This window comes from Streptomyces sp. NBC_00224 (genome assembly GCF_041435195.1).
Taxonomy (GTDB): domain Bacteria; phylum Actinomycetota; class Actinomycetes; order Streptomycetales; family Streptomycetaceae; genus Streptomyces.
Genome location: NZ_CP108106.1, coordinates 7,153,581 through 7,180,413, shown reverse-complemented (window position 1 = coordinate 7,180,413; position 26,833 = coordinate 7,153,581). Strand labels below are relative to the sequence as shown.

Genomic DNA, 26,833 nt, shown 5'->3' with positions numbered 1-26,833 from the left:
CCAAAAAACCCTGCCGGCGGGCGGTTGGTCCCGGTGTCCTACGCCACGAGCTCCACGTCGTCCTGCTCGTTGACTTTGACAGCAACGCTGACAGCAACGACGCCCAGCAATGCCTGCCTACGACGCACCCTGAAGAACGTATCCACCTCTGTTACGCGGCTCGTCACGCTTGAACTATTGGAGCTTCGGAACCAGGTGTCGCAAGTTCGAATCTTGCCGGGTGTACCAGATAGAATTGATGTAATCCTGTCAACGAAACCGTGACTATGACATCCATTTTGACAGCTACCGTTGCTGTCAACCGCGTTCACTAGATACCCAGGCTGAAGAGCCTGGGTATCTTTGTGTGTGGATGCAAGAAGCACAGCCTCAACTCGCCCCAGCGCTTCACGACGTCCTGCCATGTTGTCATGCTGGTAGATCTGCTGCGTGATAGAAATATCCGAGTGTCCAAGGATGAGTTGGGCATCTCGTGCTGGAACACCGAGGTCCTTGAGGAGCGTTGCCGTCGTATGGCGCACCTGGTGCACCGTGATACGACGGATTTCGTAACGCTCACAGATCCTCTGAAACGAGCGAACGAAGTTCCGCGGCTCGATTGGTTGGCCGGTTCTTGTGGTGAAGGCAAGCCTATCTCTGCTGTGCTCGCGTGTCTTTAGAACCTCGCAGGCAAGGTTCAACAATGGCAGATCCCGGCGTCCCGCTTTTGTCTTCACTGGCCCCTGTTGTAGGGCTCCCCCGACCCGTTGCACTTGCTGACGAATCCGTAAGACCGAGCCTTCAAAGTCCACGTCCTGCCACCGTAGCCCGAGCACTTCACCGCGCCGCAGGCCGTAGAGCACGAGGAGCACAAACATTGGGTAGAGCGGATCGGCGCGGGCGGCCTCTAAGAACCGTTTGGCTTCTTCAACCGTCCAGGGTTGGATGTCGTCACGTTCCCGCTGTTTCAGCTTTACGAAGCGAGCGACGTTACGACTGACAAGCTCCTCCTCGTGTGCCCGCGTTAGAGCGGAGCGCAGGATCTCGCGAAGGATTTGAACGCTACGCACCGACATCCCAGCGGCTAACCGCTCATTCATAAATGTCTGCACGATCGGCACGGATAAGCGGGTGAGCATGTTTGCGCCCAGTCCTGGCTTCAAGTAGAGACGTACGCCACTCTCGTACCGCTCGTAGGTGGATAGCCGTAAGTTCGGCTTCACCACTTCCGCTAGCCAATAATCTAAGTAAGCCCCGAGTTTCCAGCTCTTGTCTGCCGTCGGAATTCCCCGAGCATCCCTCGCCTTCAACTCGGTCAACTTCCCATGAACCTCGCCGCGCGTCGCGCCATAGACATAGACCCGCTTTGCGTTGCCGCTTGTTGTTTGGACGTAGGTCGAACCAACCCACCGCCCATCCCTCCGCCGGTAAATCGATCCCTCACCATTCGCATTACGGCGAGCCATCAGACCATAGACTCCCGCGAAAGTTGCTCCACAAGCTCAGAAACAGCCCGAGCCGGTATAAGCCGCCGTCTTCCAATACGGATCGACACAAGTTTGCCGGAGCGGATCAAGCGGTACAGCATCCACTTGCTAATACGCAGCTTCCCGTACGCCTCCCGCACCGTAAGAAGCTCCGGCATACCATCTCCCCCACGGCGCTCCTCGATGTAATTCATTTCTTCCTTCATAATCTTCCTCCTTAGTTAAACTCAAAGTCGCAAATTTGTTAACACCCACGGTGGGCCGCGAGGTTGTCGTTTCGTCATCAGGCAGCAGCTCCTTGAGGTATCCCGCTGAGCAAACCGGACGCCCCGCTGAGAAGGCCGACTTCAAACAGAGTCTGTGCATCGCTGGCGAGCTTCCGAATCACGCTGCCAATCCGCTCCGCTCGTCGCTCGTTCTGTACCAGCCAAACAACCTTCGGGAAGACACCCCGCCACTGCTGCTCGACGCCGGAGCGCCAATACGCTACATACCGATCGCACTTGCGCCGGATGGTCGGCAGTGTCTCCGTCGTCAGATCAACCTCGATGAACGCACTGCGCTCGACAGCGGCTACACCAAGCCGTACGTACGCATCCGGCTTGACCACGACCAACTCGCCGCCGGAGCCGGTGAAGTGGCGCCAGCACCCCGGCTCGGCGTCGAAGGCCAGTAGGTCCGCCTCCCCAAGCCGATGCTGCTCCACCAGTTGGACGTACAACTCACTCACGGCCAGCAAGTGGTCTTGGAAGTACGGCTTCGACTCCCAGATCCGGCGACGCCTGCCACCGAGCGGCCCGCCCGCATCGATGACTGCTTGCCCAAGCCCAGTTAGGCCGTAGATGTAGCCAGATGATCCAGCCCGGATGCCGCCAACAACGCGGGACAACCGCACCACCAGGCCATGCCGATGAAGCCGCTGCATCAAGAGTTGAGCGCGGCGAGTACGTGCCGCTGGCGATCCATCAGCAACCACGAGGCGCTGCAATTGGTTCAGACTCAGCAGCCGCACCCGATGCAGTGCGCCAAGGACAGCAAGGTCACGCTGGCTAAGTCGTTGGCGCAACCCCTCCACCCGGGCGGCGTGAAGACCAAGAGCGCTCATCGCAAGAGTCCTCTTCGCGATAAGACATTCGTTGGCGCTTGGTCCGTCCTGACAGAGGAGCCGCGACCACCGCGAACAACACGATGCGAAGGGCGACACGAACCAGAGCACGAGGCCGTCATACGGTCCTCCGTGGCACCTGCCCGATGGGTCCAGTGGGCGGCCGGTCCTCACCGTGCCACCGCCTCCGCAGCTCCTGATCGAGCTCAGCGCCATCGACGCCATACCTCGCCGCACTTTCGCGGCGAAGGTCGTCGGCACCTCCCAGCGCCCGGCCGTCTGGTGGAAGCGTTCGAATCAAGAACGGCCGGCCCGGCTGCTGGGAGACAAGAATCTTGGCGTACGCCTCATGTGCACCAAGAAGCGCGAGGTCGCTCGCAACCAACCCGTCGCCGAGCGCCGCCGCCAAGGCGGGGCCATCTTCAACACTGGGTCGGAACACCACCCGCGAACGGGCGTTGGCAAGGAGCCCCGCACGCATCTTGGGCGACAGCTGGGCCAGGTGCTGATGCGCCACGGTGAGCGAGGCACCAAGTCCGCGCGCCTGGGCGAACATGTCGCCAAGGTCTACCGGGAGCTTCAGGTAGTTCTGCACCTCGTCGATCACGACCGTGACCGGCCGACGCATACCCACCGGCACCACCGCCCGCCGCTGCATGGCTTGCCAAAGCTGCGTCACCAGCAGTGCACCCAGGAGCTGAGCCGTCTCGGCACCAACGACGCCTGCGTTGAGGTTCACCAGCACGATCCGCGGACGGTTGAACAGCTCGTCCATCTGGAACTGCGGCCTCGCTTGACCAAGCAGTCTTCGGATCGCCGTCCGGCTCAAAAAAGCACGGGTCTTGTTGAGGACGGGCGCGACCACCTGTTGCCGCTCTGCCTCCGACAGCCCGTCGTACCAGGCGAAGAACGGCGCCAGGACGAGCGGGTCAGTAACACCGGCGAGGGTACGGCGCCGGAAGGCACCATTCGTCAGCAGCACCGGCAGATCCGCAAGCGTCCCTTCGTCGCTGCGGGCCAGCGCCACCAAGGCGTGCAAAAGAACGTCGCTGCTTCGCGGGCCAATGCTGCTGCCATACAGCTCGTGAAACAGGTGCAGTAGGTGGTCGGCTAAGCGCTCAGCATCGACGGGTGCACCGGCCAGCGGGTTGAACCCAACAACTTCATCGGTCGCCCCCGGCTCGATGATGACGACGTCTTCTCTGCGCTCCGCGGGCACGCCGGCCAGGACCTCACTTACGAGATCGCCCCGAGGCTCTAAGACGAAGACACTTCGCCCGGCGTGGATGTCCGCTTGAAGCAGCCGCGCTAGCAGCGTCGACTTGCCACTCCCCGTGGGGCCAACAACGTGCAGGTGGTGGAGGGCACTCTCCACCGGCATCGTCACCAGTTGGTCGCGCTGGCCTCCATGCAGGCCGGCGCCGAGCACACGCTCCGACAGCAGATGCCGCCCATCTACCGGCCGAAGCAGCGAGGAAGGCGCCGGGTACTGACGGCCGTGGGCAGTGCGAAGAGACGCCACCCCATCTACCGGCCACCCAATGACGGCGGCCAGCTCGGCAGCATTGAGGATGCCCGACCACCGAAGATCCGCTGTCTTCACGACATCGACCTGGTGGGCACGGCGCACTGTAGGGCGCCCGACCCGCAGCTCGGCATGACTCGCGTTGGTGAGGCGAAGCGCCTCGCCCAGCATGCGCACGATGGCCGCCGCCATTTCAGGCGAGGCTGCGCGTGCACCAATCCGACCATGAACAGCCAGCAGTGGCTCGGCCGCCTTCTGCTTCCATCCACGTCGCTGCTCCGGCGTCTCCCCGGTGACAGCGACCAAGCCGAGGGCGCGCCTCACGCTGAACGTCTCCGGTCTAGTGCGGCGCTGCTGCGACGAGCCAACAACCCACTGCACCACGGCTGACTCGCCCTTGGTGAGTGCATTCATGACTTCCAGGAGCCCGGCCGTGACACCAGCCGCCATCTCCACCCGCAGCGGCTGCGACAGACCCACGGGTCGGATGTCGGAGATGAGCAGCGGGGAAGGCTGCGAAGTTCGATTGAGCCGAGCAAGCACCAGGCCGGGGAGCTGGGCGACGAGCTGACCAGGCAGCTCCCCGCTGATGCGGTTGTCGATGCCGACAAGCCAGCGGACGGCGTCGGCGTCAGCCCGCAGTTCAAAGACGACGACCGGCGTACGCCTGCGCCAACCCAGCAGCGGCCGGTAGGCGAGTGGTTGAAGCACCCGAGTCACCTGGGCCACGCTCAGCTCGTGCGGGAAGTGCACCTCGAACCAGCTCAGTTCAGATCTGGGAGACGTTCTCTCTCGCGTTGGTGGACTGTTGTTTCTTGTCATGGTTCCCCCTCCTTTTAGTTACACGACCTCCGAAAGTTGGGAACACAGAACAAACCTCACGACAGACCGTCGTGGGCATTTGCGCTGAACGCACGCTAACTTTGTGGCGGAAGTCTTGAGCTGCTGTCCGTGGCATTTATTGCCAACCTGGCTCGCTCTTACTTCCACTATGGAGAACAGGTAGGGGTTACTTCAATGGGTTTGGCTTTTTGTACAACAGCGAGGCGAATGCGCCTGACAGCGGTTAGACACCAGTGGAACGTCGCCCATGCTCCAGTATGGCGGGGGCGGATTAGAGGGAGGCATGTAATAGCTGAGGGTTCAAATTGCCATCCGATAGAATTTCGATGATTCAATCAGATTGAGAAGAATCGAGTAAATCAGACTCTCGCGGCATAATCCTGGAAAAATGTCGCGCTTCTCAATGATTAAAGATCCAAAACTCCGGGTAATGTTTACCTGCCGGGCGACAGCACTGGAGCTCAATAAGGATATTGCACAAGATTGCGAAGATAAGGCGTGGAGCCCGGCTCGACGATTGACCTAAATCGAAATGGAGCTTATTATATGCATATGAAGACTCACGCATTTCGCCTACTCAACGGAGACGACCTCAAAAAGAGCATCGAAAGTTATGTCACAGCACAAGAAATCCAGGCAGGATACGTTATTACCTGCGTCGGCGGATTCTCGGGTGCTGTACTTCGCATGCCCGGAGCAAAGACATTCGAGCACCTTGAGGGAGACTATGAAATCGTGTCGATTGAGGGAACTCTCTCTCCAAACGGTTGCCATATTCATGTATCCATGTCGGACATCCATGGAAACGTGAAAGGCGGACACCTCTCTGAGGGCTGCATTGTCCGGCTTACCGCAGAGGTAGTCTTAGCAGAAGACCGTCAGTTCAGATTCTACCGTCGATTCGACCAAGATACTGGCTTCAATGAGCTCGGCATCGAATCTGCCGAAAACTCATTCTGACGGTAGGGCTACGCTGGGGCTCGCACCATGAGACGATCAATCGAGTGGGTGTGCTTAATCCCACCCTCGTGCTCATCCTCATACACGTAGCTACGAGCAAATAAAGTATCCCATCCCGAGAACTGCTCGTACAACTCGCTGCTATCCTCTGGCGGCTCAGCGATAAGAGGTTGCAGGTCCGCCGGGATCGGGACGAGTGCATTAAATGAAGCGACTGCTAGCAATCCGCCTGGCTTCACCCATGAGCGCAGGCGGCTATAGGCCCTCATACGTTGCTGTCGTTTGAGAAAATGCATCACCCCATAGCAAATGACCAGATCGTAGGAGTGATCTAATTCGACAGAAAGGAGGTCACTTTGCCAAACGGACACTTCAGCCGATGATTCCTTGAGTTGCATCCGGGCCGCACAGACTGCCTGTTCATCCAGGTCAAATCCGTGTAGAATCTCCGCCACGTTCGTAAAGGGGACGAGATTGCGGCCCCATCCACACCCCACATCGAGAACTGAATAAAAACGCCAGGACTCGGCTAGCTTAGCAATCTCGATGCTAGGTAAATCACCTTTAGAAGGATTCCAAATAGCCACGGTCATCCTACTGTCGCGTTAGTTTCCAGCTACCCGCCTGGATCAGGCTGCTGCTATCAAAGCCGACCCACTTGCCAGTCATCTCAATACCGTCTGCCGTGATCCTGAGCTGTACGACGCCATAGTGATTTGCATTTCGCGCCGTGTTCCTCCAGGAACCCGTCAGGAAGGCACCATCTATCTTAAGTTTCAGAAAGTGCCGATGGGGGGACGACCCTCCTGTATTCTTTGCGTATACGGAATGCCCAACCTGATAGAACTGCATAATCTGCTCGCCAACGTGGCTAGATCCCCTACTCCTGTAAGTGTAGGTCGACTTCCACCTTCCACGCACATCATACTCGCCGCCATGCCATATGCTTCCGATTGTACGCGCGGCGAGATACTCCAACGTACTCCCTAAGAAGAGGCCAATAGTTGATGAAATGACCGCTCCCGCAACAATGCTCAGGAGCCCCAGTAAACTCAAATCCAACATGCAACCCTCTTTTCACGCATATAAAGATCCAATAATTATGACAGCCAAAGGCGGCACAGGACAACGGGTCCGTGGGGACTCAACATTTCCAAAGCTCGCACGTTAGTGCGAATAGTGGCTACGGGATGGATGGTGCGATGAAAACCCCCGCCCCAGCAACCCTTCTCAGGCCACCAGGACGGGGAACCACCACCTCAACCACCAGAACCATCCGGTACGAGGCGGAGTGGGTGAAGGAGCGGAAATCTACGACCCGTTGCCACCAACGCGGGTGCCAGGCACTCGTCCACGTGTGCCACGCGCATTGTCGAGGATGTCATCCATCTTCGCCGACACCTTGTTGAACTCAGCGAGCCTCACGTAGAGGTCACGCTTACGGTTGTCGGGCATAGTGACCTCCAGGATCACAAGGTCGCCACTGATGTCCTTGAACTGCTCCAGTTCAGGCAGCAACACATCCAGCGCCTTGGGCTGGTCCAGCTTGGGGTGTTGCCGGACAACGACAGCGGCAAACTCTTCGTCGCTTCCCTCGTTGCCACTCAGGTCTGAGACCTTACGACTCACAATAGCCATGCTGCTTCACGCTCCTTCATGTGGGGTTCGGGCCGGGGAATCCCCTCGGCCTACTCCCATTTATGACAGCGTGAGCCGGCCAGTTCCATAGGTTCAGCACAAAGCACAACACCGACACGAATACAAATACCGGAGGTTGACGTACAATAAAAACATAGACGGAGAACCAACCAATGGAAGAAGATTTTGACCTAGCCGAGTACGTCCGGGAGCAAGCAAAACAAAGCGGCGTCCCCGAGTTCGTCGAAGACGCCGCCATACTTGCTCAGGCCGCTCAGTTAACGGCCTCTATCGTCGAAGACGACTAGTACTTGAACTTAATCTTTACGAGCCTGTAGTCGAACAGCCATGACCTGCCAGTTGCCTCATGCTTCCAACGCGGTCGTGTGCTCGTGTCCGCGATTGGTTCAATCCGCACCTCTTCAACGATGAGATCGACGTACACGCGCAGCTGCGCCATGTCGGCCTTGTCGAAGGCCGCCTTGATGCCGCCCGTCGTGATCGCAGCAACCATCTGACCCGCAGCGCTCCGCTCCATCCTGGCGTTCACCATCTTGAGTTCGCTCTGCATGGTCGCCTTCATCCGCAGCATCGACGTCAGGTCGAGGCCCTCAGTTCCTTTCGTCCAAGCGTCTTCCAACTCATCCAAGCGGCCTTGAATCTGTCGGACTTGGTCGATGAGCTTCCCAAGCTCATCGTGCTCGCTACTTTCCTGGTAGGCGCGGCGCAGTGCTTCGATGAACCCCGGGGTGTTGTAGCGGTACTGGACTGCATCGAGGATGAGCAACTCCACCGGATCAGCGATGCGCTGCATACCGCACCCGATCTTCTGGCCATGGTCGTTGTAGGCGCGGCACTGGTACGTGCGTCGGTTGTCGCGGTAGTGGCCAGTCATCTCTCCCTCGCACTTACCGCAGCGTGCTTTGGTGAGGTACGACCTTGCCTCGCTGTTTGTACGTCCCCGGGCGCGCAGGATAGCCATCGCCTTCTCCCACTTCGCACGATCCGTGATGATAGGAGGGAACGCCCCCGGGTACTCTCGGCCTTTCGACTCCTGGACACCGATCAGGTGCTTGCTGGAGATCGCCTTGCGCAGAACAGTCCGCTGGAAAGGCTCACCGTTCACCCCGACGATGCCGCGCTCTTTCAGGTCGCGCACAATTGACGCCAGCGGCCACCCCTCGCAGATCCGGTCAATCGTCTCGCGCAGGATTTCAGCCTCTTCCTCCACGATGTCGTGGCCGACCTTGCCAGTGTTGACCACGCGGCCAAACTCGTCCTTGACCGCGCGCACGCGACCATAGCGGGGACGACCACCGTGGTAGCGGCCGCTCGCCGAGACGTTGCGCTTGTTTCGCTTCATCCGGTCGGACTTGACGCCAGATTCCCGGCTCGCCTCGACCACAGCAGCATAGAAATCGTGGATTCCAGTCTGCGTCTTCAGGTCAAACGTCCGCCCGTCCGTGGTCATGACGACCACGCCACCAGCCGCCTTCTGGAGCTTGACGAAGTCGATCGCCACTTCCATATTGCGCGTGATGCGCGCAACTTCCGTGACCACGATCAGCCATAGACGACGCTGCCGGATTGCCTCGCGCAGCAAGATGAAACCCGGACGTTCTTTGGTCGAGAACTCCGACGCCGAAATATCGTCGTCCGAGAACAGAAGCCCTTCGCTTACCGGCCAGCCCTGGTCATCGAAGGTCAAGCGAACATCGCCAAACTGGTTGACGACACTCACGCTTTGACCGTTCCGATTCATCGAGACGCGGGCATACCCACCACGTCCGTCCGGGAACTCCTTGACTTTTACAGCCCATGCGGTATCCGCTGTGAGCATTTCCAGGCACTCCGTTTACATATGTCCGTATTATACGGATTTTGGAGTGCCTTTACAAATCTTCGTTACCCCCGAGTTCCGCGGGGTCACCTTCCACGAGGTCCGCGCGCGTTCGATCGTCAACCGGGTGCCCGGGGTGTCCCGGATGCCGTTCGAGTGGACCGTCAACCCGTACCGGGGCTGCACGCACGCGTGCGTGTACTGCTTCGCCCGCAAGACGCACAGCTATCTCGACCTCGACACCGGGCTCGGCTTCGACTCGCAGATCGTCGTCAACGTCAACGCGCCCGAGCTGCTGCGCCGTCACCTCGCCTCCAAGCGGTGGCAGGGCGCGCACATCGCCATGGGCACCAACGTCGACTGCTATCAGCGCGCCGAGGGCCGCTACCGGCTGATGCCGGGGATCATCGAGGCGCTGCGCGACCACGCCAACCCGTTCTCCATCCTCACCAAGGGCACGCTGATCCTGCGCGATCTGGAGCTGCTCCAGCAGGCCTCCGAGGTCACCCAGGTGGGGATCTCCGTCTCCGTGGGGTTCGTGGACGACGCGCTGTGGCGCACGGTCGAGCCGGGCACGCCGGCGCCCGAGCGGCGCCTCGACGTCGTACGGACGCTGACCGGGCACGGCATCGGCTGCGGGGTCCTGATGGCGCCGGTCATCCCCTTCCTCGGGGACCACCCCGACCAACTGCGCGCCACCGTCCGCGCGATCGCCGCCTCGGGCGCGACCTCGGTGACGCCCCTGGTGCTGCATCTGCGGCCGGGGGCGCGCGAGTGGTTCATGGGGTGGCTCGCCGAGCACCATCCGCATCTGGTGCGGCGGTACGAGCGGCTGTACGCGGAGGGTGCGTACGCGCCGAAGTGGTACCAGCGCCGGATCACCCGCCAAGTACACGACCTGGCCACCGAGTTCGGCATCGGACCGGCGCACCGGGGCGCGGCCCGGCGCGTTCCGCAGCGCGTGGAGCCGGAACCGGCCGGACCGACCCAGCTCACCCTGCTCTGACCGGAACCGGATGCCCGATTGTCAGTGGCATGGGTCAGGATGGACGCATGACCTCGCTCACGCACATCGCCACCCCCGACGGCGTCGCACCCGGCGTCAACTACAGCCATGTGGTCTGGGGCACCGGCCGGTTCATCGCGATATCCGGCCAGTGCGCCTTCGACGAGAAGGGGAACGTGGTCGGGGAGGGCGACCCGGTGGCGCAGGCGCGGCAGATCTTCGAGAATCTGCGCCGCTGCCTGGAGGCCGCCGGGGCGACCTTCGACGACGTGGTGAAGCTGACCGTCTTCGTCACCGACATCGCCCATCTGCCCGCGATCCGCGAGGCGCGGGACGAACACCTCGACAGCGGCCGTCTCCCCGCCAGCTCGGCGGTGCAGGTGGTGGCGCTGTTCCGCCCCGAACTCCTGATGGAGATCGAGGCGTTCGCGGTGGTCGCCGACCGTTGAGCGCCCCCGCACGCATACGGGACATGACCGCGGCCGACGCCGGGTATCCGCGCCTGCTGCTGTGGGTCCTGAAGGCCAACGACCGGGCCCGGCGGTTCTACGGGCGTGCCGGCTTCGTCCCGGACGGCGCCGGGGAGGACTTCGTCGTGGACGGGGTCGCGGTGCCCGAGGTGCGCTACGCGATGCGTCTGAGTGCCACGGCTGCGGCCGAGGCCAGGCGGGGGCGGGCCAGTGCCGTTTCCAGGGCCTCGACCGCCCTTTTGTCACCCAGCTCACCCAGCCCCTCCACACAGGCAAGCGCCACCCGCCAGTAAGGGGTGTCGGGCGAGAGCAGCGGCCGCAGGGTAGTGATCAGCGCCGGTACGGATTCGGGGGCGCGCAGTGCGGTGAGCAGCCGCACCGGGTGCAGGGCGTACGCGGTGCGCAGCTGGTTGGTGGCGAGCGCGGCCGCCGCGCGTGCCGTGCGCGGGTCGCCGAGCCGGGCCAGGGCGTGCGCGGCGGAGACACAGCGCTCCGGGTCCCGGTGGTTGAGCAGCAGCACCAGCGCCTCGAAGGCGCGCCGGTCCCCCGCGCAGCCGAGCCGGAAGGCCGCGATCTCCCGCGCCCACAGGGGTCGTTCGCGCTCGGTGAGCACCGCCGCCAGCTCGTCCTGGTCACGGGTCGAGAGCAGCCGCTCGTACGCGGACACCGCGTCCGACGCCCTGGCCTCGTCCCGCAGCCGATCCGCCAGGGACCGCAGCTCCTCGTCCATGCGGGAAGCGTAGGCGCTCCGCGGGGCGTGGAGTATGGGGAGTGCGTCGTCTGCGGGCGCGGGGGGTGGAGTGCGTCGCCTGCGGGCCGTGGCGGGCCGGCCGTGCGGTTGCCCGCGCCCCTGAATGCCTAGGGGCGCGGGCAACTGCGCGCGCAACCCACCACGGTCCGCAGGCGGACGGCGGCCGCGCCCGACGCGAGCCAGATCACATGGACTCCTTACCTCCGCCCTATGGCGCGCTCGTTACTCACCAGTTAATCTCAAGTGAGCGGGTACCCCCCGCGAACTCCGGTGGCCTGGTGACGCAGCCACCGCGAGTGTTCGTCGGTTCGGCAGTTTCACGGCGTGGCCCCGGGACCGGGTCCGTCGGCCCTCAGCACCACCACGACACACCTCCCGCACGCCGTGCGCCGCTCTGCGCACCCGCGTCTTCGTTGACGCCTTCGCGACAGCCGGATGCCGGTCGCGTGCGCCCTCTCCTCAGTCGTCACTCACCCTGGAGTCCCGTGATGGACACCCCCCTGAACACCGTCGCCGTGGTCGGTCTCGGCACCATGGGCACCGGCATCGCCGACGTGCTCACCCGCGCGGGCCGCGAGGTCATCGGCATCGACATCAGCGAGCAGGCCGCCCACCGGGCCGTGGCCTCCCTGGAGGCGTCCACCGCCCGGGCCGTGGCCCGCGAGCGCATCACCGAGGAGGAGCGGCGCGACATCCTCGCCCGGTTCCGTACCTTCACCGACCTCCAGGCGGCGGCCGACGCCGACCTGGTCATCGAGGTCGTGCCGGAGTCGTACGAGCTCAAGCAGCAGGTGTTCGCCGCGCTCGACGCCATCGTCGCGCCCACCGCGATCCTGGCGACCGGCACCAACGCCCTCTCCGTGACCCGGCTCGCCGCCGAGTCGACGCACCCCGAGCGCGTCCTGGGCCTGCACTTCTTCAACCCGGCCCCGGCGATGAAGCTCGTCGAGGTGGTCTCCTCGGTGCTGACCGCGCCGCCCGCCGTGGAGGCGGTCACCCGGCTCGCCCTCGACCTCGGCAAGGAGCCGGTCGCGGTCGGCGACCGCCCGGGCTTCGTCGCGGACGGGCTGCTCTTCGGCTACCTCAACCAGGCCGCCGCGATGTACGAGTCGAAGTACGCCTCCCGCGAGGACATCGACGCGGCCATGAAGCTGGGCTGCGGACTGCCGATGGGCCCCCTGGAGCTGCTCGACCTGATCGGCATCGACACCGCCCGCACGGTCCTGGAGGCGATGTACACCGACTCGCAGGACCGGCTGCACGCCCCCGCGCCCATCCTCGGCCAGCTCGCGGAGGCGGGCCTGACCGGCCGCAAGGCGGGCCGCGGCTTCTACACGTACGAGGGCCCGGGCAGCTCGGTCGTGGTGCCGGACGCGCAGACCCGCGCCACGGCGGCGGGCACGAGCGCGGGCCGCGAGATCCGCTCGGTCGGCGTGGCCGGGTCCGGGACCATGGCCTCGGGCATCGCGGAGGTCTTCGCCAAGGCCGGGTACGCCGTGGTGCTCGCCGCGCGCGGCCTGGAGAAGGCCGAGACCGCCAAGTCCCGTATCGCCAAGTCCCTTTCGCGCTCTGTCGACAAGGGCCGGATGACGGCCGAGGCCCGCGACGAGACGCTCGCCCGCATCACCCCGGCCGGTGCCCTTGAGGCCTTCGCCGAGGTGGACCTGGCCGTCGAGGCGGTGGCCGAGGACCTGGGGGTCAAGCAGCAGCTGTTCGCGTCCCTGGACAAGATCTGCAAGCCGGGCGCGGTGCTTGCCACCACCACCTCCTCGCTGCCGGTCGTCGCCTGCGCCCGCGCCACCTCGCGCCCGCAGGACGTCATCGGGATGCACTTCTTCAACCCGGCGCCCGCGATGAAGCTGGTCGAGGTGGTCCGCACGGTCCTGACCTCGGACGAGGTGCACGCCACCGTCCGCGAGGTCACCGCGAAGATCCGCAAGCACCCGGTGGACTGCGGGGACCGGGCCGGGTTCATCGTGAACGCGCTGCTCTTCCCGTACCTCAACAACGCGATCAAGATGGTCCAGGAGCACTACGCCACGCTCGACGACATCGACGCGGCGATGCGGCTCGGCGGCGGCTACCCGATGGGGCCGTTCGAACTCCTCGACGTGGTCGGCCTCGACGTCTCCCTGGCCATCGAGAAGGTGCTGCACGCCGAGTTCCGCGACCCGGGACTCGCACCCGCCCCGCTCCTGGAGCACCTGGTCGCGGCCGGGTGCCTGGGCCGCAAGACGGGTCGTGGATTCCGCGAGTATGCCCGCCGCTGACCCGTGGGGCTCCCCCGTCCACCGGCCGGGGGAGGGCTGGGGCGGCCTGCTCGATCCGTCGGGCGGTCCGCCCCCGCGAGCGCGACTTCCTGCACATATGCAGTACGTTCGGTCCATGCCCCAGCCCGCTGCCTCATCGAAACGGCCGACCCGAACGTCCGCCACGTCCGACGCCCCGGAAAGTGCCGCCGGCAGCCGCGCGGCCGCCCAGCGGCTCAAAATGCGCCGCGAGCTGGCGGCCGCGGCAATGGAGCTCTTCTCGGCCAAGGGGTACGAGGCCACCACGGTCGACGAGATCGCGGCCCGCGCCGGGGTCGCCCGCCGCACCTTCTTCCGCCACTTCCGCTCCAAGGAAGAGGCGATCTTCCCCGACCACGACGACACCCTCGTACGGGCCGAGGCGGTGCTCAACGCCGCGCCCCCGCACGAGCATCCGCTGGACACGGTGTGCCGGGGGATCAAGGAGGTCATGAAGATGTACGCCTCCTCCCCCTCGGTCTCCGTGGCGCGCTACAAGCTGACCCGTGAGGTGCCCACCCTGCGGGAGGCCGAGATCGCCTCGGTGGCCCGCTACGAGCGGCTCTTCACGCGCTATCTGCTCGGTCACTTCGACGAGAAGGACCACCACGCCGGGAACGACGATCCGCTGCTCGCGGAGGTGGCCGCCTCCGCGGTCGTCACCGCGCACAACCACGTGCTGCGGCGCTGGCTGCGGGCGGGCGGCCAGGGCGATGTGGAGACCCAGCTCGACCACGCCTTCGCGATCGTCCGGGACACCTTCGGCTCCGGGATCGGGGCGGGGCGCACCGCCGAGCCGAAGCCCCCCGCCGCGTCCGTCTCCACCAGCGACGAGGTGCTGGTCGCGGTGGCGCGTACGGACGCGCCGCTGGACGAGATCATGCAGTCGATCAAGAAGGCGCTCCGGCAGCGCTGAAACAGTACGTAACCCGAATACAACGGATGAAAGCCGCCCCACCAGGGCGGCTTTCGTCGTTTCTGGAGCGCCGCCGGAAGCGGAATCGATCGATCATCGCTCATCCGTGCAGGTCATTACGCAATTGAGAGAAATTGTTGGCACGCAGTGTCTTGCCGACTGGCACCGGGTGCCATACGTTGATGTTGTCCGGGCGGCCGGCGTGCAGAGACCTTTCGTACGCCGGCTGTCCCCGCAAGCTTCCCCAGCGAGCGCGCCCGGACGCCTGCGTCACAGGCACCCTCCCGCGCCCACCAGGCGCCGCCGATCCCGTAGTACCGCCGAACCGACGGCACACCTCCACAGCAGCAGTCCCCTCAGCGTTCCCAACGCGCTTCGCCGGAGGCAACACCGTGAAGGAAATCCTGGACGCGATTCAGTCGCAGGACAGTACGGCCGCAGACATCGCGGCCCTGCCCATCCCCGAGTCGTACCGCGCGATCACCGTGCACAAGGACGAGACGGAGATGTTCGCCGGGCTCGCCACCCGGGACAAGGACCCGCGCAAGTCGCTGCACCTCGACGAGGTGCCGGTCCCCGAACTCGGCCCCGGCGAGGCCCTGGTGGCCGTCATGGCCTCCTCGGTCAACTACAACTCGGTGTGGACGTCGATCTTCGAGCCGCTCTCGACGTTCGGCTTCCTGGAGCGCTACGGCAAGCTCAGCGAGCTGACCAAGCGCCACGACCTGCCGTACCACGTGATCGGTTCGGACCTGGCGGGCGTGGTCCTGCGCACCGGCCCGGGCGTGAACGCGTGGAAGCCCGGCGACGAGGTCGTGGCGCACTGTCTGTCGGTGGAGCTGGAGTCCTCCGACGGCCACAACGACACGATGCTCGACCCCGAGCAGCGCATCTGGGGCTTCGAGACCAACTTCGGCGGCCTCGCCGAGATCGCGCTGGTCAAGTCGAACCAGCTGATGCCCAAGCCGGACCACCTGAGCTGGGAAGAGGCCGCGGCCCCCGGTCTGGTGAACTCCACCGCCTACCGTCAGCTCGTCTCCCGCAACGGCGCCGGGATGAAGCAGGGCGACAACGTCCTGATCTGGGGCGCCAGCGGCGGACTCGGCTCGTACGCCACCCAGTTCGCACTCGCGGGCGGTGCCACGCCGATCTGTGTCGTCTCCAGTCCGGAGAAGGCGGAGATCTGCCGGGCGATGGGCGCCGAGGCGGTCATCGACCGCAACGCCGAGGGCTACAAGTTCTGGAAGGACGAGCACACCCAGGACCCGCGCGAGTGGAAGCGCTTCGGCAAGCGCATCCGCGAGCTCACCGGCGGCGAGGACGTCGACATCGTCTTCGAGCACCCGGGCCGCGAGACCTTCGGCGCCTCCGTGTACGTCACCCGCAAGGGCGGCACCATCGTCACCTGCGCCTCCACCTCGGGCTTCAACCACGAGTACGACAACCGCTACCTGTGGATGAGCCTGAAGAAGATCGTCGGCTCGCACTTCGCCAACTACCGCGAAGCCTGGGAAGCCAACCGCCTCGTCGCCAAGGGCAAGATCCACCCCACCCTCTCCAAGGTCTACAGCCTGGAGGAGACCGGGCAGGCCGCCTACGACGTCCACCGCAACCTCCACCAGGGCAAGGTCGGCGTCCTCGCCCTCGCCCCCCGTGAGGGCCTCGGCGTCCGCGACCACGAGCTCCGCGCCCAGCACCTCGACGCCATCAACCGCTTCCGAAACATCTGAGCACGGAGCGACATATGACTGAGCGTCAAAAGGACCGGCCCTGGCTCATGCGGACGTATGCCGGTCACTCGACCGCCGAGGCGTCCAACGAGCTCTACCGGCGCAACCTCGCCAAGGGCCAGACCGGCCTGTCGGTCGCCTTCGACCTGCCGACGCAGACCGGCTACGACCCGGACCACATCCTCGCCCGCGGCGAGGTGGGCCGGGTCGGGGTCCCGGTGTCCCATCTCGGTGACATGCGGCGGCTGTTCCAGGACATCCCCCTGGAGCAGATGAACACCTCGATGACCATCAACGCCACCGCGATGTGGCTGCTGGCCATGTACCAGGTGGTCGCCGAGGAGCAGGGCGCCGACATCACCAGGCTGCAGGGCACGACGCAGAACGACATCGTCAAGGAGTACCTGTCGCGCGGGACGCACGTCTTCCCGCCCGGTCCGTCGCTGCGGCTGACCACCGACATGATCACGTACACGGTCAACCACATCCCCAAGTGGAACCCGATCAACATCTGCAGCTACCACCTCCAGGAGGCGGGGGCCACCCCGGTCCAGGAGATCTCGTACGCGATGTCCACCGCGATCGCCGTGCTCGACGCGGTGTTCGCGTCCGGGCAGGTGCCCGAGGACCGCAAGGGCGAGGTGGTCGCGCGGATCTCGTTCTTCGTGAACGCGGGTGTCCGGTTCGTCGAGGAGATGTGCAAGATGCGGGCGTTCGGCCGTATCTGGGACAAGGTCACGCGCGAGCGGTACGGCATCGAGGACGCCAAGCAGCGCCGCTTCCGCTACGGCGTCCAGGTCAACTCGCTGGGTCTGACCGAGGCGCAGCCGGAGAACAACGTCCAGCGGATCGTGCTCGAAATGCTGGCCGTGACGCTGTCCAAGGACGCCCGCGCGCGGGCCGTCCAGCTCCCCGCCTGGAACGAGGCGCTCGGCCTGCCGCGCCCCTGGGACCAGCAGTGGTCGCTGCGGATCCAACAGGTCCTCGCGCACGAGAGCGACCTCCTGGAGTACGAGGACATCTTCGCCGGGTCGCACGTCATCGAGGCCAAGGTGGACTCGCTGGTCGAGGAGTGCCTGGCCGAGATCGAGCGGATCCAGCAGATGGGCGGCGCGATGGCAGCCGTCGAGTCCGGCTACCTCAAGTCGCAGCTGGTCTCCTCGCACGCCGAGCGCAGGGCGCGCATCGAGAGCGGCGAGGAGAAGATCATCGGCGTCAACTGCTACCAGTCGACCGAGCCCAGCCCGCTCACCTCCGACCTGGACACCGCGATCATGACGGTCGACCCGGCGAACGAGGCGCGGGTGGTGGCCAAGCTCCACGAGTGGCGCGACAACCGGGACGAGACCCGGGCCTCGGAGGCGCTGGCGGCCCTGAAGAAGGCGGCCGCCGGGTCCGAGAACCTGATGGCCACGACCCTGGAGTGCGTCCGCGCGGGCGTCACCACGGGCGAGTGGTCCTGGGCGCTGCGCGATGTCTTCGGCGAGTTCCGGGCGCCGACCGGGGTCTCCTCGGCCCCGGTCGCGGTCCCGGCCGAGGCGGGCACGCCGCTGGCGCTGGTGCGCGAGAAGGTGACCCGTACGGCCGATGAGCTGGGAGCGGGCCGGCTGCGGCTCCTGGTGGGCAAGCCGGGGCTCGACGGGCACTCCAACGGGGCCGAGCAGATCGCCGTACGCGCGCGTGACGCCGGTTTCGAGGTGGTCTACCAGGGGATCCGGCTGACCCCCGAGCAGATCGTCAACGCCGCCCTGGCGGAGGATGTGCACTGCGTGGGCCTCTCGATCCTGTCCGGCTCGCACGCCGAGCTGGTCCCGGACGTGCTGGCGCGGCTGCGCGAGGCCGGCGCCCCCGACATCCCGGTGATCGTCGGGGGGATCATCCCGCCGGCGGACGCCGAGGAGCTGTGCAAGGCGGGTGTGGCCGCCGTATTCACCCCGAAGGACTTCGGTATCACGGAGATCATCGGCCGTATCGTCGACGAGATCCGGAAAGCGAACAAGCTCGACCCTCTGGAGGTCCCCGCATGACTGTGAACCGTCTCCGCCCGCGCCGTTCGTGCCTCGCCGTTCCGGGCTCGAACCCGCGCTTCCTGGAGAAGGCGCAGGGCCTCCCCGCCGACCAGGTCTTCCTGGACCTGGAGGACGCCTGTGCGCCGCTCGCCAAGCCGGAGGCCCGGCACACCATCGTCAAGTTCCTGAACGAGGGCGACTGGACCGGCAAGACCCGGGTCGTGCGGGTCAACGACTGGACGACCGAGTGGACGTACCGCGATGTCGTGACGGTCGTCGAGGGCGCGGGGCAGAACCTGGACTGCATCATGCTGCCGAAGGTGCAGAGCGCCGAGCAGATCGTCGCGCTGGACCTGCTGCTCACCCAGATCGAGAAGACGATGGGCTTCGAGGTCGGCAAGATCGGCATCGAGGCGCAGATCGAGAACGCCCAGGGTCTGAACAACGTCAACGCGATCGCGACGGCCTCCCAGCGCGTCGAGACGATCATCTTCGGCCCGGCCGACTTCATGGCGTCGATCAACATGAAGTCGCTGGTCGTGGGTGAGCAGCCGCCCGGCTACCCGGCGGACGCCTACCACTTCATCCTGATGAAGATCCTGATGGCCGCCCGCGCCAACAACCTCCAGGCGATCGACGGCCCCTACCTCCAGATCAAGAACATCGACGGCTACAAGGCGGTCGCCCAGCGCGCCGCCGCCCTCGGCTTCGACGGCAAGTGGGTGCTGCACCCCGGCCAGGTCGAGGCGGCCAACGAGGTCTTCTCGCCCTCGCAGGAGGACTACGACCACTCCGAGCTCATCCTCGACGCGTACGAGTACTTCACCTCCGAGGCGGGCGGCAAGAAGGGCTCGGCGATGCTCGGCGACGAGATGATCGACGAGGCCAGCCGCAAGATGGCGCTGGTCATCTCGGGCAAGGGCCGGGCGGCCGGTATGCAGCGCACGTCGAAGTTCGAGATCCCGGAGGCGTAACACCATGCAGTTCGGCCGCACCTACGAAGAGTTCACCGTCGGCGACGTGTACAAGCACTGGCCCGGGAAGACGGTGACCGAGTACGACGACCACCTGTTCTGTCTGCTCACCATGAACCACCACCCGCTCCACATGGACACCAACTATGCGGAGAAGACGACCGACTTCGGCAAGAACGTCGTCGTGGGCAACTACATCTACTCGCTGCTGCTCGGTATGAGCGTGCCGGACGTGTCCGGCAAGGCGATCGCCAACCTGGAGGTCGAGTCGCTCAAGCACGTGGCGCCGACCTTCCACGGCGACACCATCTACGGCGAGACGACGGTCCTCGACAAGACGCCCTCCAAGTCCAAGTCGGACCGCGGGATCGTCTACGTCGAGACCAAGGGCTACAAGCAGGACGGCACGCTGGTGTGCGTGTTCCGCCGCAAGGTGATGGTCCCCACCGAGACGTACATCAAGGAGCGCGGCGGCGAGCAGCCCGGCCGCCCGGAGATCAAGTCGCAGGAGAAGTAGCCATGGCCCGTCTCGCGCAGACCGCAGGTCTGACCGACGTCCAGCAGGAAATCCTGGCCACCGTCCGGGACTTCGTCGACAAGGAGATCATTCCGGTCGCGACGCAGCTGGAGCACAAGGACGAGTACCCGACGCAGATCGTCGAAGGCCTCAAGGAGCTCGGCCTGTTCGGGCTGATGATCCCCGAGGAGTACGGCGGTCTGGGCGAGTCGCTCCTGACGTACGCGCTCTGCGTCGAGGAGATCGCGCGTGGCTGGATGTCGGTCTCCGGCATCATCAACACGCACTTCATCGTGGCGTACATGCTCAAGCAGCACGGCACCCAGGAGCAGAAGGACACCTTCCTGCCCCGGATGGCGCTGGGCGAGGTGCGCGGCGCGTTCTCGATGTCGGAGCCGGCGCTCGGCTCGGATGTGTCGGCGATCACGTCCAAGGGCGTCAAGGACGGCGACGAGTACGTCCTGAACGGCCAGAAGATGTGGCTGACCAATGGCGGAACGTCATCGCTCGTCGCCGTTCTGTGCCGGAGTGACGAAGGACACCCGGAGGGCACCGCCCCCCACAAGTCGATGACGACCTTCCTGGTGGAGAAGGAGCCCGGCTTCGGAGAGGTCCGGCCCGGCCTGACCATCCCCGGCAAGATCGACAAGATGGGTTACAAGGGCGTCGACACGACCGAACTCATCATGGACGGACTGCGCATTCCGGCCAATCGGGTCCTCGGCGGGGTCACCGGCCGAGGGTTTTACCAAATGATGGACGGAGTCGAGGTCGGCCGCGTCAACGTCGCGGCGCGTGGCTGCGGAGTCGCTCAGCGTGCATTCGAACTGGGTGTCTCATATGCCCAGCAACGTCACACTTTCGGCAAAGCGATCGCCCAGCACCAGGCGATTCAGTTCAAGCTGGCCGAGATGGCTACCAAGGTCGAGGCCGCTCATGCCATGATGGTCAACGCAGCACGCAAAAAGGACTCCGGGGAACGAAACGACCTTGAGGCAGGGATGGCGAAGTACCTCGCCTCCGAATACTGCAAGGAGGTCGTGGAGGACGCCTTCCGTATCCACGGTGGCTACGGCTTCTCGAAGGAGTACGAGATCGAGCGCCTGTACCGCGAGGCGCCGATGCTGCTCATCGGTGAAGGTACCGCCGAGATCCAAAAAATGATCATTGGGCGTCGGCTTCTCGAAGAGTACCGATTCCAGGGTTGATTGCCGCTTTTAGGTCGGTTCGGCCGCGAAGAACATCACACCCTGTAGGCGTTTTCCGAGGGCTTCCGGCCGACCGACTCGGCTTCTGGCTTTCCCAGTTGCGGCTCGCAACCGATACCATCGCTGGTAAACCAGCCGCCGTCCCCCACTTGCCAGCGCGGCATCATCCGCTACGAAGGTCATCCATGCCCCACAGCCAAACCTCTGCATCTCGCGACGGTTTCCTCCAGGGACGTCTTGCTCGCGGAGCATCGCCGTGGCTTCTGCCGACCGTCGCCACCGCAGCCCTCAGCCTCGCCCGCGCGCGCCGCTCCGGCGCCGCCAAGGCCGTGGCCGTACCCGCCACCGCGCTCGCGGCGGGCATGCTGTGGTTCTTCCGCGACCCCGAGCGCGAGATCGCTACCGGGCGGGTCATCTCCCCCGCCGACGGCGTGGTGCAGAGCATCATGCCGTGGAAGGACGGACGCACCCGCGTCGCGATCTTCATGAGCCCGCTGAACGTCCACGTCAACCGCGCGCCCCTGGCCGGCACGGTGACGTCCGTCGAGCACGTGCCCGGCGGGTTCGTTCCGGCGTTCAACAAGGAGAGCGAGAACAACGAGCGCGTTGTCTGGCACTTCGACACCGAGCTCGGCGACATCGAGATGGTGCAGATCGCGGGTGCGGTGGCGCGGCGGATCGTCCCCTACATCCCCCAGGGCACCAAGGTGGAGCAGGGCGAGCGCATCGGTCTCATCCGGTTCGGCTCCCGCGTCGACATCTATCTTCCGGAGGGGGTCGAGGTCGCTGTCGAGGTCGGGCAGAAGACCACTGCGGGGGTGACTCGAATTGACCGTGATTGATCCGGACACCCAGGCCGACTGGGTGCCGGGCGCGGACGCCGACGACGACGCGGAGGAGATGCCCCTCTCCCTGCGGCTGTCGATAGCGGACACCCTGACGCTCGGCAACGCGACCTGCGGGTTCATGGCGGTGTACTTCACCACCACCGGAATCCTCATCCCGCACCTGTCGGGCAGCTCCGAGACCGGCATGGCGCGGCACTCCGCCGCGACCGCCGTGATCCTGATGCTGCTCGCGGCGATCTTCGACCTCTGCGACGGCCTGGTCGCGCGGAAGCTGCGCAGCTCGCCGATGGGTGCCGAGCTGGACAACCTCTCGGACCTGATCAGCTTCGGGCTCGCCCCGGCGTACTTCGTCCTCGTGTACGGCATGGTCGCCGACGACGCACACCAGCGGGTCGCGGCCGTGGCGGCGATCACGGTGCTGCTCGCGGTGGTGCTCAGACTCGCGCGGTTCTCCTGCGTGACGATGAAGGACGGCATGTTCCAGGGCATGCCGAGCCCCTTCGGCGCGCTGACGGTCGTCTCGATCGTGCTCCTTGAGCTGCCGTTCGTCCCGACGCTGCTCGCCGTCATAGGGGTCGCGTGGCTGATGGTCAGCCGGGTCGAGTACCCGAAGCCGCGGGGCATCCTCGCGGTGGCCATGCTCAGCTGGATCGTCGGCGCGATGGGGCTGCTCGCGGCGTGGGCGTTCGAAGCGCCGGGCGGTCAGCTGCTGCTCCAGACGGGCTGCGTGCTGCAGGTCGTGCTGGGCGCGGTGATCCCCCTGTTCGCCACGGCCCGCCGGGTGAACTCGATCCGCGACAACCGCCGTGAGGCGCGGGCGGCGCAGCTGCCGTAGCGCTGGGCGCTGTGCCTGTACGTGAAGGGCCCTGGACCACTTGGTCCGGGGCCCTTCGTGTCGTGCCGGGCGGCTGGGGTGCCCATCAGGGGCGCGGGGAACTGCGCGACCAGCCCCCACCGGGCGGCGGACGAAGAACAACCCTTGCGGCTGCGGACCGTGCGTGGCCGAGCGCGCAGTTCCCCGCGCCCCTAGGGGGTTCCGGGCCGGCCGGCATGCCTCAGGGGGCGCGGGGAACTGCGTGAGCAACCCGCTACGGTCCGCAGGCGGCCGCTCGGCTCAGGCCAAGAAGTCCTTCGCGATCTGCTCCGCCACGCGCTCAAGCAGCGGCCCCGCCTCCGCCATGCAGCGCGCCGGGTCCGGCTCCAGGGCCGTGAGGGGGTACGCCCGGCGGATGCCCGCCGTACCGAGGGCCTCCGGGAGCAGGGCCAGGCGGCCGCAGACCGCGACCACCTCGATGCCGGCCGCCCGGGCCGCCGCCGCCACGCCCGCCGGGGCCTTGCCGTGCAGGGTCTGCTCGTCGAGCGAGCCCTCGCCGGTGATCACCAGGGTGGCCCGGGCCAGGGCCGGGGCGAAGCCGAGGACGTCCAGCATGACCTCGATGCCCGGCCGGAACGTGGCCCCCAGGGCGACCAGCGCGCCGTAGCCGATACCGCCCGCCGCGCCCGCGCCCGGGGCGAGGGCCGCCTCGGCCGCACGGGCGCCCACGGACGCCTCCAGGACCTCGGCGAAGTGGCCGAGTGCCGCGTCCAGGGTCGCCACGTCCTCGGGCGTGGCGCCCTTCTGCGGCCCGTACACCGCGGGCGCCCCCTTGGGCCCCGTGAGCGGGTTGTCCACGTCGCTGGCCAGGACCAGGTCGACCGAGGCGAAACGGGGGTCGAGGCCGGAGAAGTCCGCCGTCGCCAGCGTCGCCAGGGGGCCGCCGCCCGGCGCCACGGGCTCGCCCGCCGCGTCCAGGAAGCGGGCGCCGAGCGCCGAGAGCATGCCCGCGCCGCCGTCCGTGGTGGCACTGCCGCCCACCCCGAACACGATGGTCCGCGCGCCCGCGTCGAGCGCGGCGAGCAGCAGCTCGCCCGAGCCGTACGTGGTGGCGGTCAGCGGGGCGAAGACACCGTCGGGGAGGTGCTGAAGGCCGGACGCCTCCGCCATCTCCACCACGGCCACCCCGTCCCGTACCGCGAAGGCCGCCGTGACCGGGGTGCCGAGCGGGCCGGTGACCCGGGCCTCGCGGCGGGCGAACCCGGCCGCGATCGCCGCCGCGACCGTGCCGTCGCCGCCGTCGGCGACCGGCAGGGTCTCCACCGCCAGACCGGGGACGACCCGCCGCAGCCCGGCCGTCACCCGCTCCGCGACCTGTACGGCCGTGAGCGAGCCCTTGAACTTGTCCGCCGCCACCAGCACGCGCGCGGCTTCCAAAACTGCTCCGTCCGTCACTTGCTAATCCCTTGCTATCGAACAGGCAGTCGCGCCGCTCCGACCCTATCCGCCGCGCGCGCCCCTGCCCATAGGTGTCATGTACGGCGGGACGGCGTGCCACCCCACGAAACCTCCATAGTGCGGACCATAGTGGGGCGCCATGAGCACGGATTCGATCGATCGTTCCGGCTCCGGCGCCCCGCCCGGCGACCCGGAGAACCCGGCCCCCGACCTCACCGTCGTCGCGATCGGGGTGGCCGCGGTGGTGGCCGTGGTCGCCTGGGCCGCGCTCGGCAAGCACTCCTTCGACAGCGCCTCCGCCACGGCCCTGGCCTGGGTGCTCGCCAACTTCGCCTGGCTGTTCGTGATCGCCGCCGATACGTTCCTCGTCCTGTGCGTGGTACTCGCGATCAGCCGGTACGGGCGGATCCGGCTCGGCGCCGACGACTCCGAGCCCGAGTTCACCAACCTCGCGTGGATCGCGATGATGTTCAGCGCGGGCATGGGCATCGGCCTGATGTTCTACGGGGTGGGCGAGCCGCTCACGCACTACCTCACCCCGCCGCCGTCCAGTGGCGCGGCGCCCCGGACCGGCGACGCGGCGCGCACGGCCCTGGAGTACTCGTTCTTCCACTGGACGCTCACCCCCTGGGCGATCTACGGCACGGCGGGGCTGGCCCTCGCGTACGCCGGTTTCCGCAAGGGGCGCGGCAACCGGCTCTCCGCCGCCTTCGTGCCGCTGATCGGCGCCCGGCGCGCGGACGGCTGGCCCGGCCGGTGCATCGACCTGCTCGCGGTCTTCGCGACCGTCTTCGGCACCGCGACCAGCCTCGGCCTCGGCGCGCTCCAGGTCGCCAAGGGCCTGAACCTCACGGCGGACGTCGACGACTCCACCACCACCGAACTGGTCATCATCGCCTCGCTCTCGGCCGCGTTCGTCCTGTCGGCGTTCTCCGGGCTGCACAAGGGCGTGAAGTGGCTGTCCACGCTGAACATCGTGCTCGCCGCCGCGCTGATGCTGTTCGTGTTCCTGCTCGGGCCGACCGTGTACGTCCTGGACACGATCCCGGCGTCCGTCGGCGGCTATCTGCACCAACTGCTGCCGATGGCCAGCCGCACGGGCGCCTTCACCGACCGGGCCTGGCTGGGGGCCTGGACGATCTTCTACTGGGCGTGGTGGCTGTCCTGGGCGCCGTTCGTGGGGACCTTCATCGCCCGGATCTCGCGCGGCCGCACCATCCGCGAGTTCCTGGTCGGGGTGCTGCTCGTGCCGAGCGGGGCGACCGTCCTGTGGTTCTGTGTGATGGGCGGGTCCGCGATCCGCCTCGACTCCACGGGCACGGCCGATCTGGCGGCCAAGGTGAAGGACGGCGCCGAGGCCTCGCTCTTCGCGATGCTGGACGCGCTGCCCATCGGCACGGTGACGTCCTACCTCGCGATGGTCCTGGTCATGACGTACTTCATCACCAGCGCCGACTCGGCCTCCCTGGTGATGGGCTCGCTGACCAGCCGGGGTTCGCTGCACCCGCCGACCTGGCTGGTGGTGCTCTGGGGTGTGCTGATGGCGGCGGTCGCGGCCGTGCTGCTCGTCGCGGGCGGCCTCAAGTCGCTCCAGACGGCCACGATCCTGGTGGCGCTGCCGTTCGTCCTGGTGATGCTCGCGCTGTGCTGGGCGCTCCTGAAGGAGCTGCGCGAGGACCCGGGCGCCGGGCCCGCGCGCGGCCACGCACTGCACGGGGTACGGGACGCGGTGCGGGCCATGGTGGGCGAGGCCCTCACCGAGCAGGGTCGCCGTACGGCCAAGTACCGTACGGGTGAAGGCGGTTCCGGCACACCGTCGGGTACCCCGGAAGGATGACGGGCGCGGGGCTGTGGCATGGTGCGGCCCCGCCGCGTGGGCGCGGGGAACCGAGCGACCGGCCACAGACAACCCGCGGCCGAACAACCGCACCTACCCTGTCACGCGTGACCACCGACGACTACGCAAAGTACATCGCCGCCCTCCCCCGCATCCTCGCCGGCGCAGCCACCCTCATCCGCGACGACCGGGGCCACGTACTGCTCGTCCAGCCCAACTACCGTGACGGCTGGGCCCTCCCCGGCGGCACCATCGAGTCCGACCAGGGCGAGACCCCCCGCCAGGCGGCCCGGCGCGAGACGCTGGAGGAGATCGGTCTGGACCTGAGCCCCGGACGCCTGCTCGCGGTCGACTGGGTGCCGGGCCCGGACCGGCCCCCGATCGCCGCGTACGTGTACGACGGCGGCGTCCTCACCGAGGAGCGGCTGAAGGCGATCCGCCTCCAGGAGGAGGAGCTGCTCGACTGGCGGCTGGTCCCGCGCGAGGAGATCACCGCGTATCTGCCGGGCCAGCTGGGCCATCGGGTGCTCGCCGCGCTCGACGTGCTCACGGCGGGGGCGGGCGCGGCGGAGCTGGAGAACGGCCGGACAGTGGGCTGACGGCGGCAACGGCTCCCTCGGCGCATTCCGT

Annotated in this window: 23 protein-coding genes and 1 pseudogene; 15 read left to right on the top strand and 9 right to left on the bottom strand. The window is 66.2% G+C overall.

Annotated features, from left to right (window positions below; translation table 11 throughout):
- Positions 1 to 38: 38 nt before the first annotated feature.
- The 4 genes from OG965_RS32010 to OG965_RS31995 form a co-directional block, all read right to left on the bottom strand.
- Positions 39 to 1,445 carry a tyrosine-type recombinase/integrase gene (locus tag OG965_RS32010; protein WP_371655528.1) on the bottom strand — a complete coding sequence of 469 codons (1,407 nt, stop codon included), beginning with the start codon at positions 1,443 to 1,445 and terminating at the stop codon, positions 39 to 41.
- Positions 1,445 to 1,672 carry a helix-turn-helix domain-containing protein gene (locus OG965_RS32005; protein ID WP_371655527.1) on the bottom strand — a complete coding sequence of 76 codons (228 nt, stop codon included), beginning with the start codon at positions 1,670 to 1,672 and terminating at the stop codon, positions 1,445 to 1,447. Before OG965_RS32005 ends, OG965_RS32010 begins: the two co-directional genes overlap by 1 nt.
- Before the next feature lie 77 nt (positions 1,673 to 1,749).
- On the bottom strand, positions 1,750 to 2,571 hold the full coding sequence (locus OG965_RS32000) for a replication-relaxation family protein (protein ID WP_371655526.1): 822 nt from the start codon (positions 2,569 to 2,571) through the stop codon (positions 1,750 to 1,752).
- 118 nt (positions 2,572 to 2,689) lie between these two features.
- Positions 2,690 to 4,918, bottom strand: coding sequence for a type IV secretory system conjugative DNA transfer family protein (locus OG965_RS31995; protein ID WP_371655525.1), 2,229 nt, complete (start codon positions 4,916 to 4,918; stop codon positions 2,690 to 2,692).
- A 573-nt stretch (positions 4,919 to 5,491) separates the two neighbouring features.
- Here OG965_RS31995 and OG965_RS31990 point away from each other — a divergent pair.
- Positions 5,492 to 5,899 (top strand): PPC domain-containing DNA-binding protein, encoded by a 408-nt coding sequence (locus OG965_RS31990; protein WP_371655524.1) that lies wholly within the window; start codon positions 5,492 to 5,494, stop codon positions 5,897 to 5,899.
- Positions 5,900 to 5,907: 8 nt separating this feature from the next.
- Here the strand turns inward: OG965_RS31990 and OG965_RS31985 are convergent, their stop codons facing one another.
- The 3 genes from OG965_RS31985 to OG965_RS31975 form a co-directional block, all read right to left on the bottom strand.
- A complete protein-coding gene (locus OG965_RS31985; RefSeq protein WP_371655523.1) occupies positions 5,908 to 6,486 on the bottom strand; it encodes a class I SAM-dependent methyltransferase in 579 nt (192 codons plus the stop codon).
- A gap of 724 nt (positions 6,487 to 7,210) precedes the next feature.
- Positions 7,211 to 7,537, bottom strand: coding sequence for a hypothetical protein (locus tag OG965_RS31980; protein WP_371655522.1), 327 nt, complete (start codon positions 7,535 to 7,537; stop codon positions 7,211 to 7,213).
- Positions 7,538 to 7,841: 304 nt separating this feature from the next.
- Positions 7,842 to 9,377 (bottom strand): recombinase family protein, encoded by a 1,536-nt coding sequence (locus OG965_RS31975; protein WP_371655521.1) that lies wholly within the window; start codon positions 9,375 to 9,377, stop codon positions 7,842 to 7,844.
- Between the two features lie 46 nt (positions 9,378 to 9,423).
- Here OG965_RS31975 and OG965_RS31970 point away from each other — a divergent pair, with 46 nt between their 5' ends.
- From OG965_RS31970 to OG965_RS31960, 3 genes and pseudogenes are all read left to right on the top strand, one after another.
- Positions 9,424 to 10,383 (top strand): Rv2578c family radical SAM protein, encoded by a 960-nt coding sequence (locus tag OG965_RS31970; RefSeq protein ID WP_371655520.1) that lies wholly within the window; start codon positions 9,424 to 9,426, stop codon positions 10,381 to 10,383.
- Positions 10,384 to 10,430: 47 nt separating this feature from the next.
- Complete coding sequence (locus tag OG965_RS31965) at positions 10,431 to 10,832, top strand: RidA family protein (RefSeq protein ID WP_371655519.1); 402 nt, start codon at positions 10,431 to 10,433, stop codon at positions 10,830 to 10,832.
- Positions 10,833 to 10,870: 38 nt separating this feature from the next.
- Positions 10,871 to 11,023: pseudogene (locus OG965_RS31960) on the top strand (GNAT family N-acetyltransferase); the annotation flags it as partial.
- Here the strand turns inward: OG965_RS31960 and OG965_RS31955 are convergent.
- Complete coding sequence (locus OG965_RS31955; RefSeq protein WP_371655518.1) at positions 11,008 to 11,583, bottom strand: adenylosuccinate lyase; 576 nt, start codon at positions 11,581 to 11,583, stop codon at positions 11,008 to 11,010. The pseudogene OG965_RS31960 and the gene OG965_RS31955 sit on opposite strands and share 16 nt — an antisense overlap.
- A 509-nt stretch (positions 11,584 to 12,092) precedes the next feature.
- On the opposite strand from OG965_RS31955, the gene OG965_RS31950 reads away from it, so the two are divergent.
- The 9 genes from OG965_RS31950 (at position 12,093) to pssA (ending at position 22,929) form a co-directional block, all read left to right on the top strand.
- The gene (locus OG965_RS31950) at positions 12,093 to 13,874 is read left to right on the top strand and encodes a 3-hydroxyacyl-CoA dehydrogenase family protein (RefSeq protein WP_371655517.1); all 1,782 of its coding nucleotides are present in this window, start codon (positions 12,093 to 12,095) and stop codon (positions 13,872 to 13,874) included.
- A gap of 115 nt (positions 13,875 to 13,989) precedes the next feature.
- Entirely contained in the window at positions 13,990 to 14,808 is an 819-nt protein-coding gene (locus OG965_RS31945; protein ID WP_371655516.1) for a TetR family transcriptional regulator, read from the top strand.
- A gap of 392 nt (positions 14,809 to 15,200) precedes the next feature.
- Positions 15,201 to 16,538 (top strand): crotonyl-CoA carboxylase/reductase, encoded by a 1,338-nt coding sequence (ccrA, locus tag OG965_RS31940; protein ID WP_371655515.1) that lies wholly within the window; start codon positions 15,201 to 15,203, stop codon positions 16,536 to 16,538.
- 14 nt (positions 16,539 to 16,552) lie between these two features.
- On the top strand, positions 16,553 to 18,565 hold the full coding sequence (locus tag OG965_RS31935; protein WP_371655514.1) for a protein meaA: 2,013 nt from the start codon (positions 16,553 to 16,555) through the stop codon (positions 18,563 to 18,565).
- Entirely contained in the window at positions 18,562 to 19,521 is a 960-nt protein-coding gene (locus tag OG965_RS31930) for a CoA ester lyase (protein ID WP_371655513.1), read from the top strand. The genes OG965_RS31935 and OG965_RS31930 overlap by 4 nt, the downstream gene beginning before the upstream one ends.
- 4 nt (positions 19,522 to 19,525) lie before the next feature.
- Positions 19,526 to 20,038, top strand: coding sequence for a MaoC family dehydratase (locus tag OG965_RS31925; RefSeq protein ID WP_371655512.1), 513 nt, complete (start codon positions 19,526 to 19,528; stop codon positions 20,036 to 20,038).
- Positions 20,039 to 20,040: 2 nt separating this feature from the next.
- Complete coding sequence (locus OG965_RS31920) at positions 20,041 to 21,246, top strand: acyl-CoA dehydrogenase family protein (protein ID WP_067166208.1); 1,206 nt, start codon at positions 20,041 to 20,043, stop codon at positions 21,244 to 21,246.
- Between the two features lie 185 nt (positions 21,247 to 21,431).
- Entirely contained in the window at positions 21,432 to 22,088 is a 657-nt protein-coding gene (locus tag OG965_RS31915) for a phosphatidylserine decarboxylase (protein ID WP_067166206.1), read from the top strand.
- A complete protein-coding gene (gene pssA / locus OG965_RS31910; protein WP_371655511.1) occupies positions 22,075 to 22,929 on the top strand; it encodes a CDP-diacylglycerol--serine O-phosphatidyltransferase in 855 nt (284 codons plus the stop codon). The genes OG965_RS31915 and pssA overlap by 14 nt, the downstream gene beginning before the upstream one ends.
- Positions 22,930 to 23,208: 279 nt before the next feature.
- On the opposite strand, the gene OG965_RS31905 is transcribed toward pssA, so the two are convergent.
- Entirely contained in the window at positions 23,209 to 24,363 is a 1,155-nt protein-coding gene (locus OG965_RS31905) for a glycerate kinase (protein ID WP_371655510.1), read from the bottom strand.
- Between the two features lie 142 nt (positions 24,364 to 24,505).
- Between OG965_RS31905 and OG965_RS31900 the strand changes: the two genes are divergently transcribed.
- Together OG965_RS31900 and OG965_RS31895 are read left to right on the top strand one after the other, a co-directional pair.
- On the top strand, positions 24,506 to 26,203 hold the full coding sequence (locus tag OG965_RS31900; protein ID WP_371655509.1) for a BCCT family transporter: 1,698 nt from the start codon (positions 24,506 to 24,508) through the stop codon (positions 26,201 to 26,203).
- A 107-nt stretch (positions 26,204 to 26,310) separates the two neighbouring features.
- The gene (locus tag OG965_RS31895; RefSeq protein WP_371655508.1) at positions 26,311 to 26,802 is read left to right on the top strand and encodes an NUDIX domain-containing protein; all 492 of its coding nucleotides are present in this window, start codon (positions 26,311 to 26,313) and stop codon (positions 26,800 to 26,802) included.
- Positions 26,803 to 26,833 lie beyond the last annotated feature (31 nt).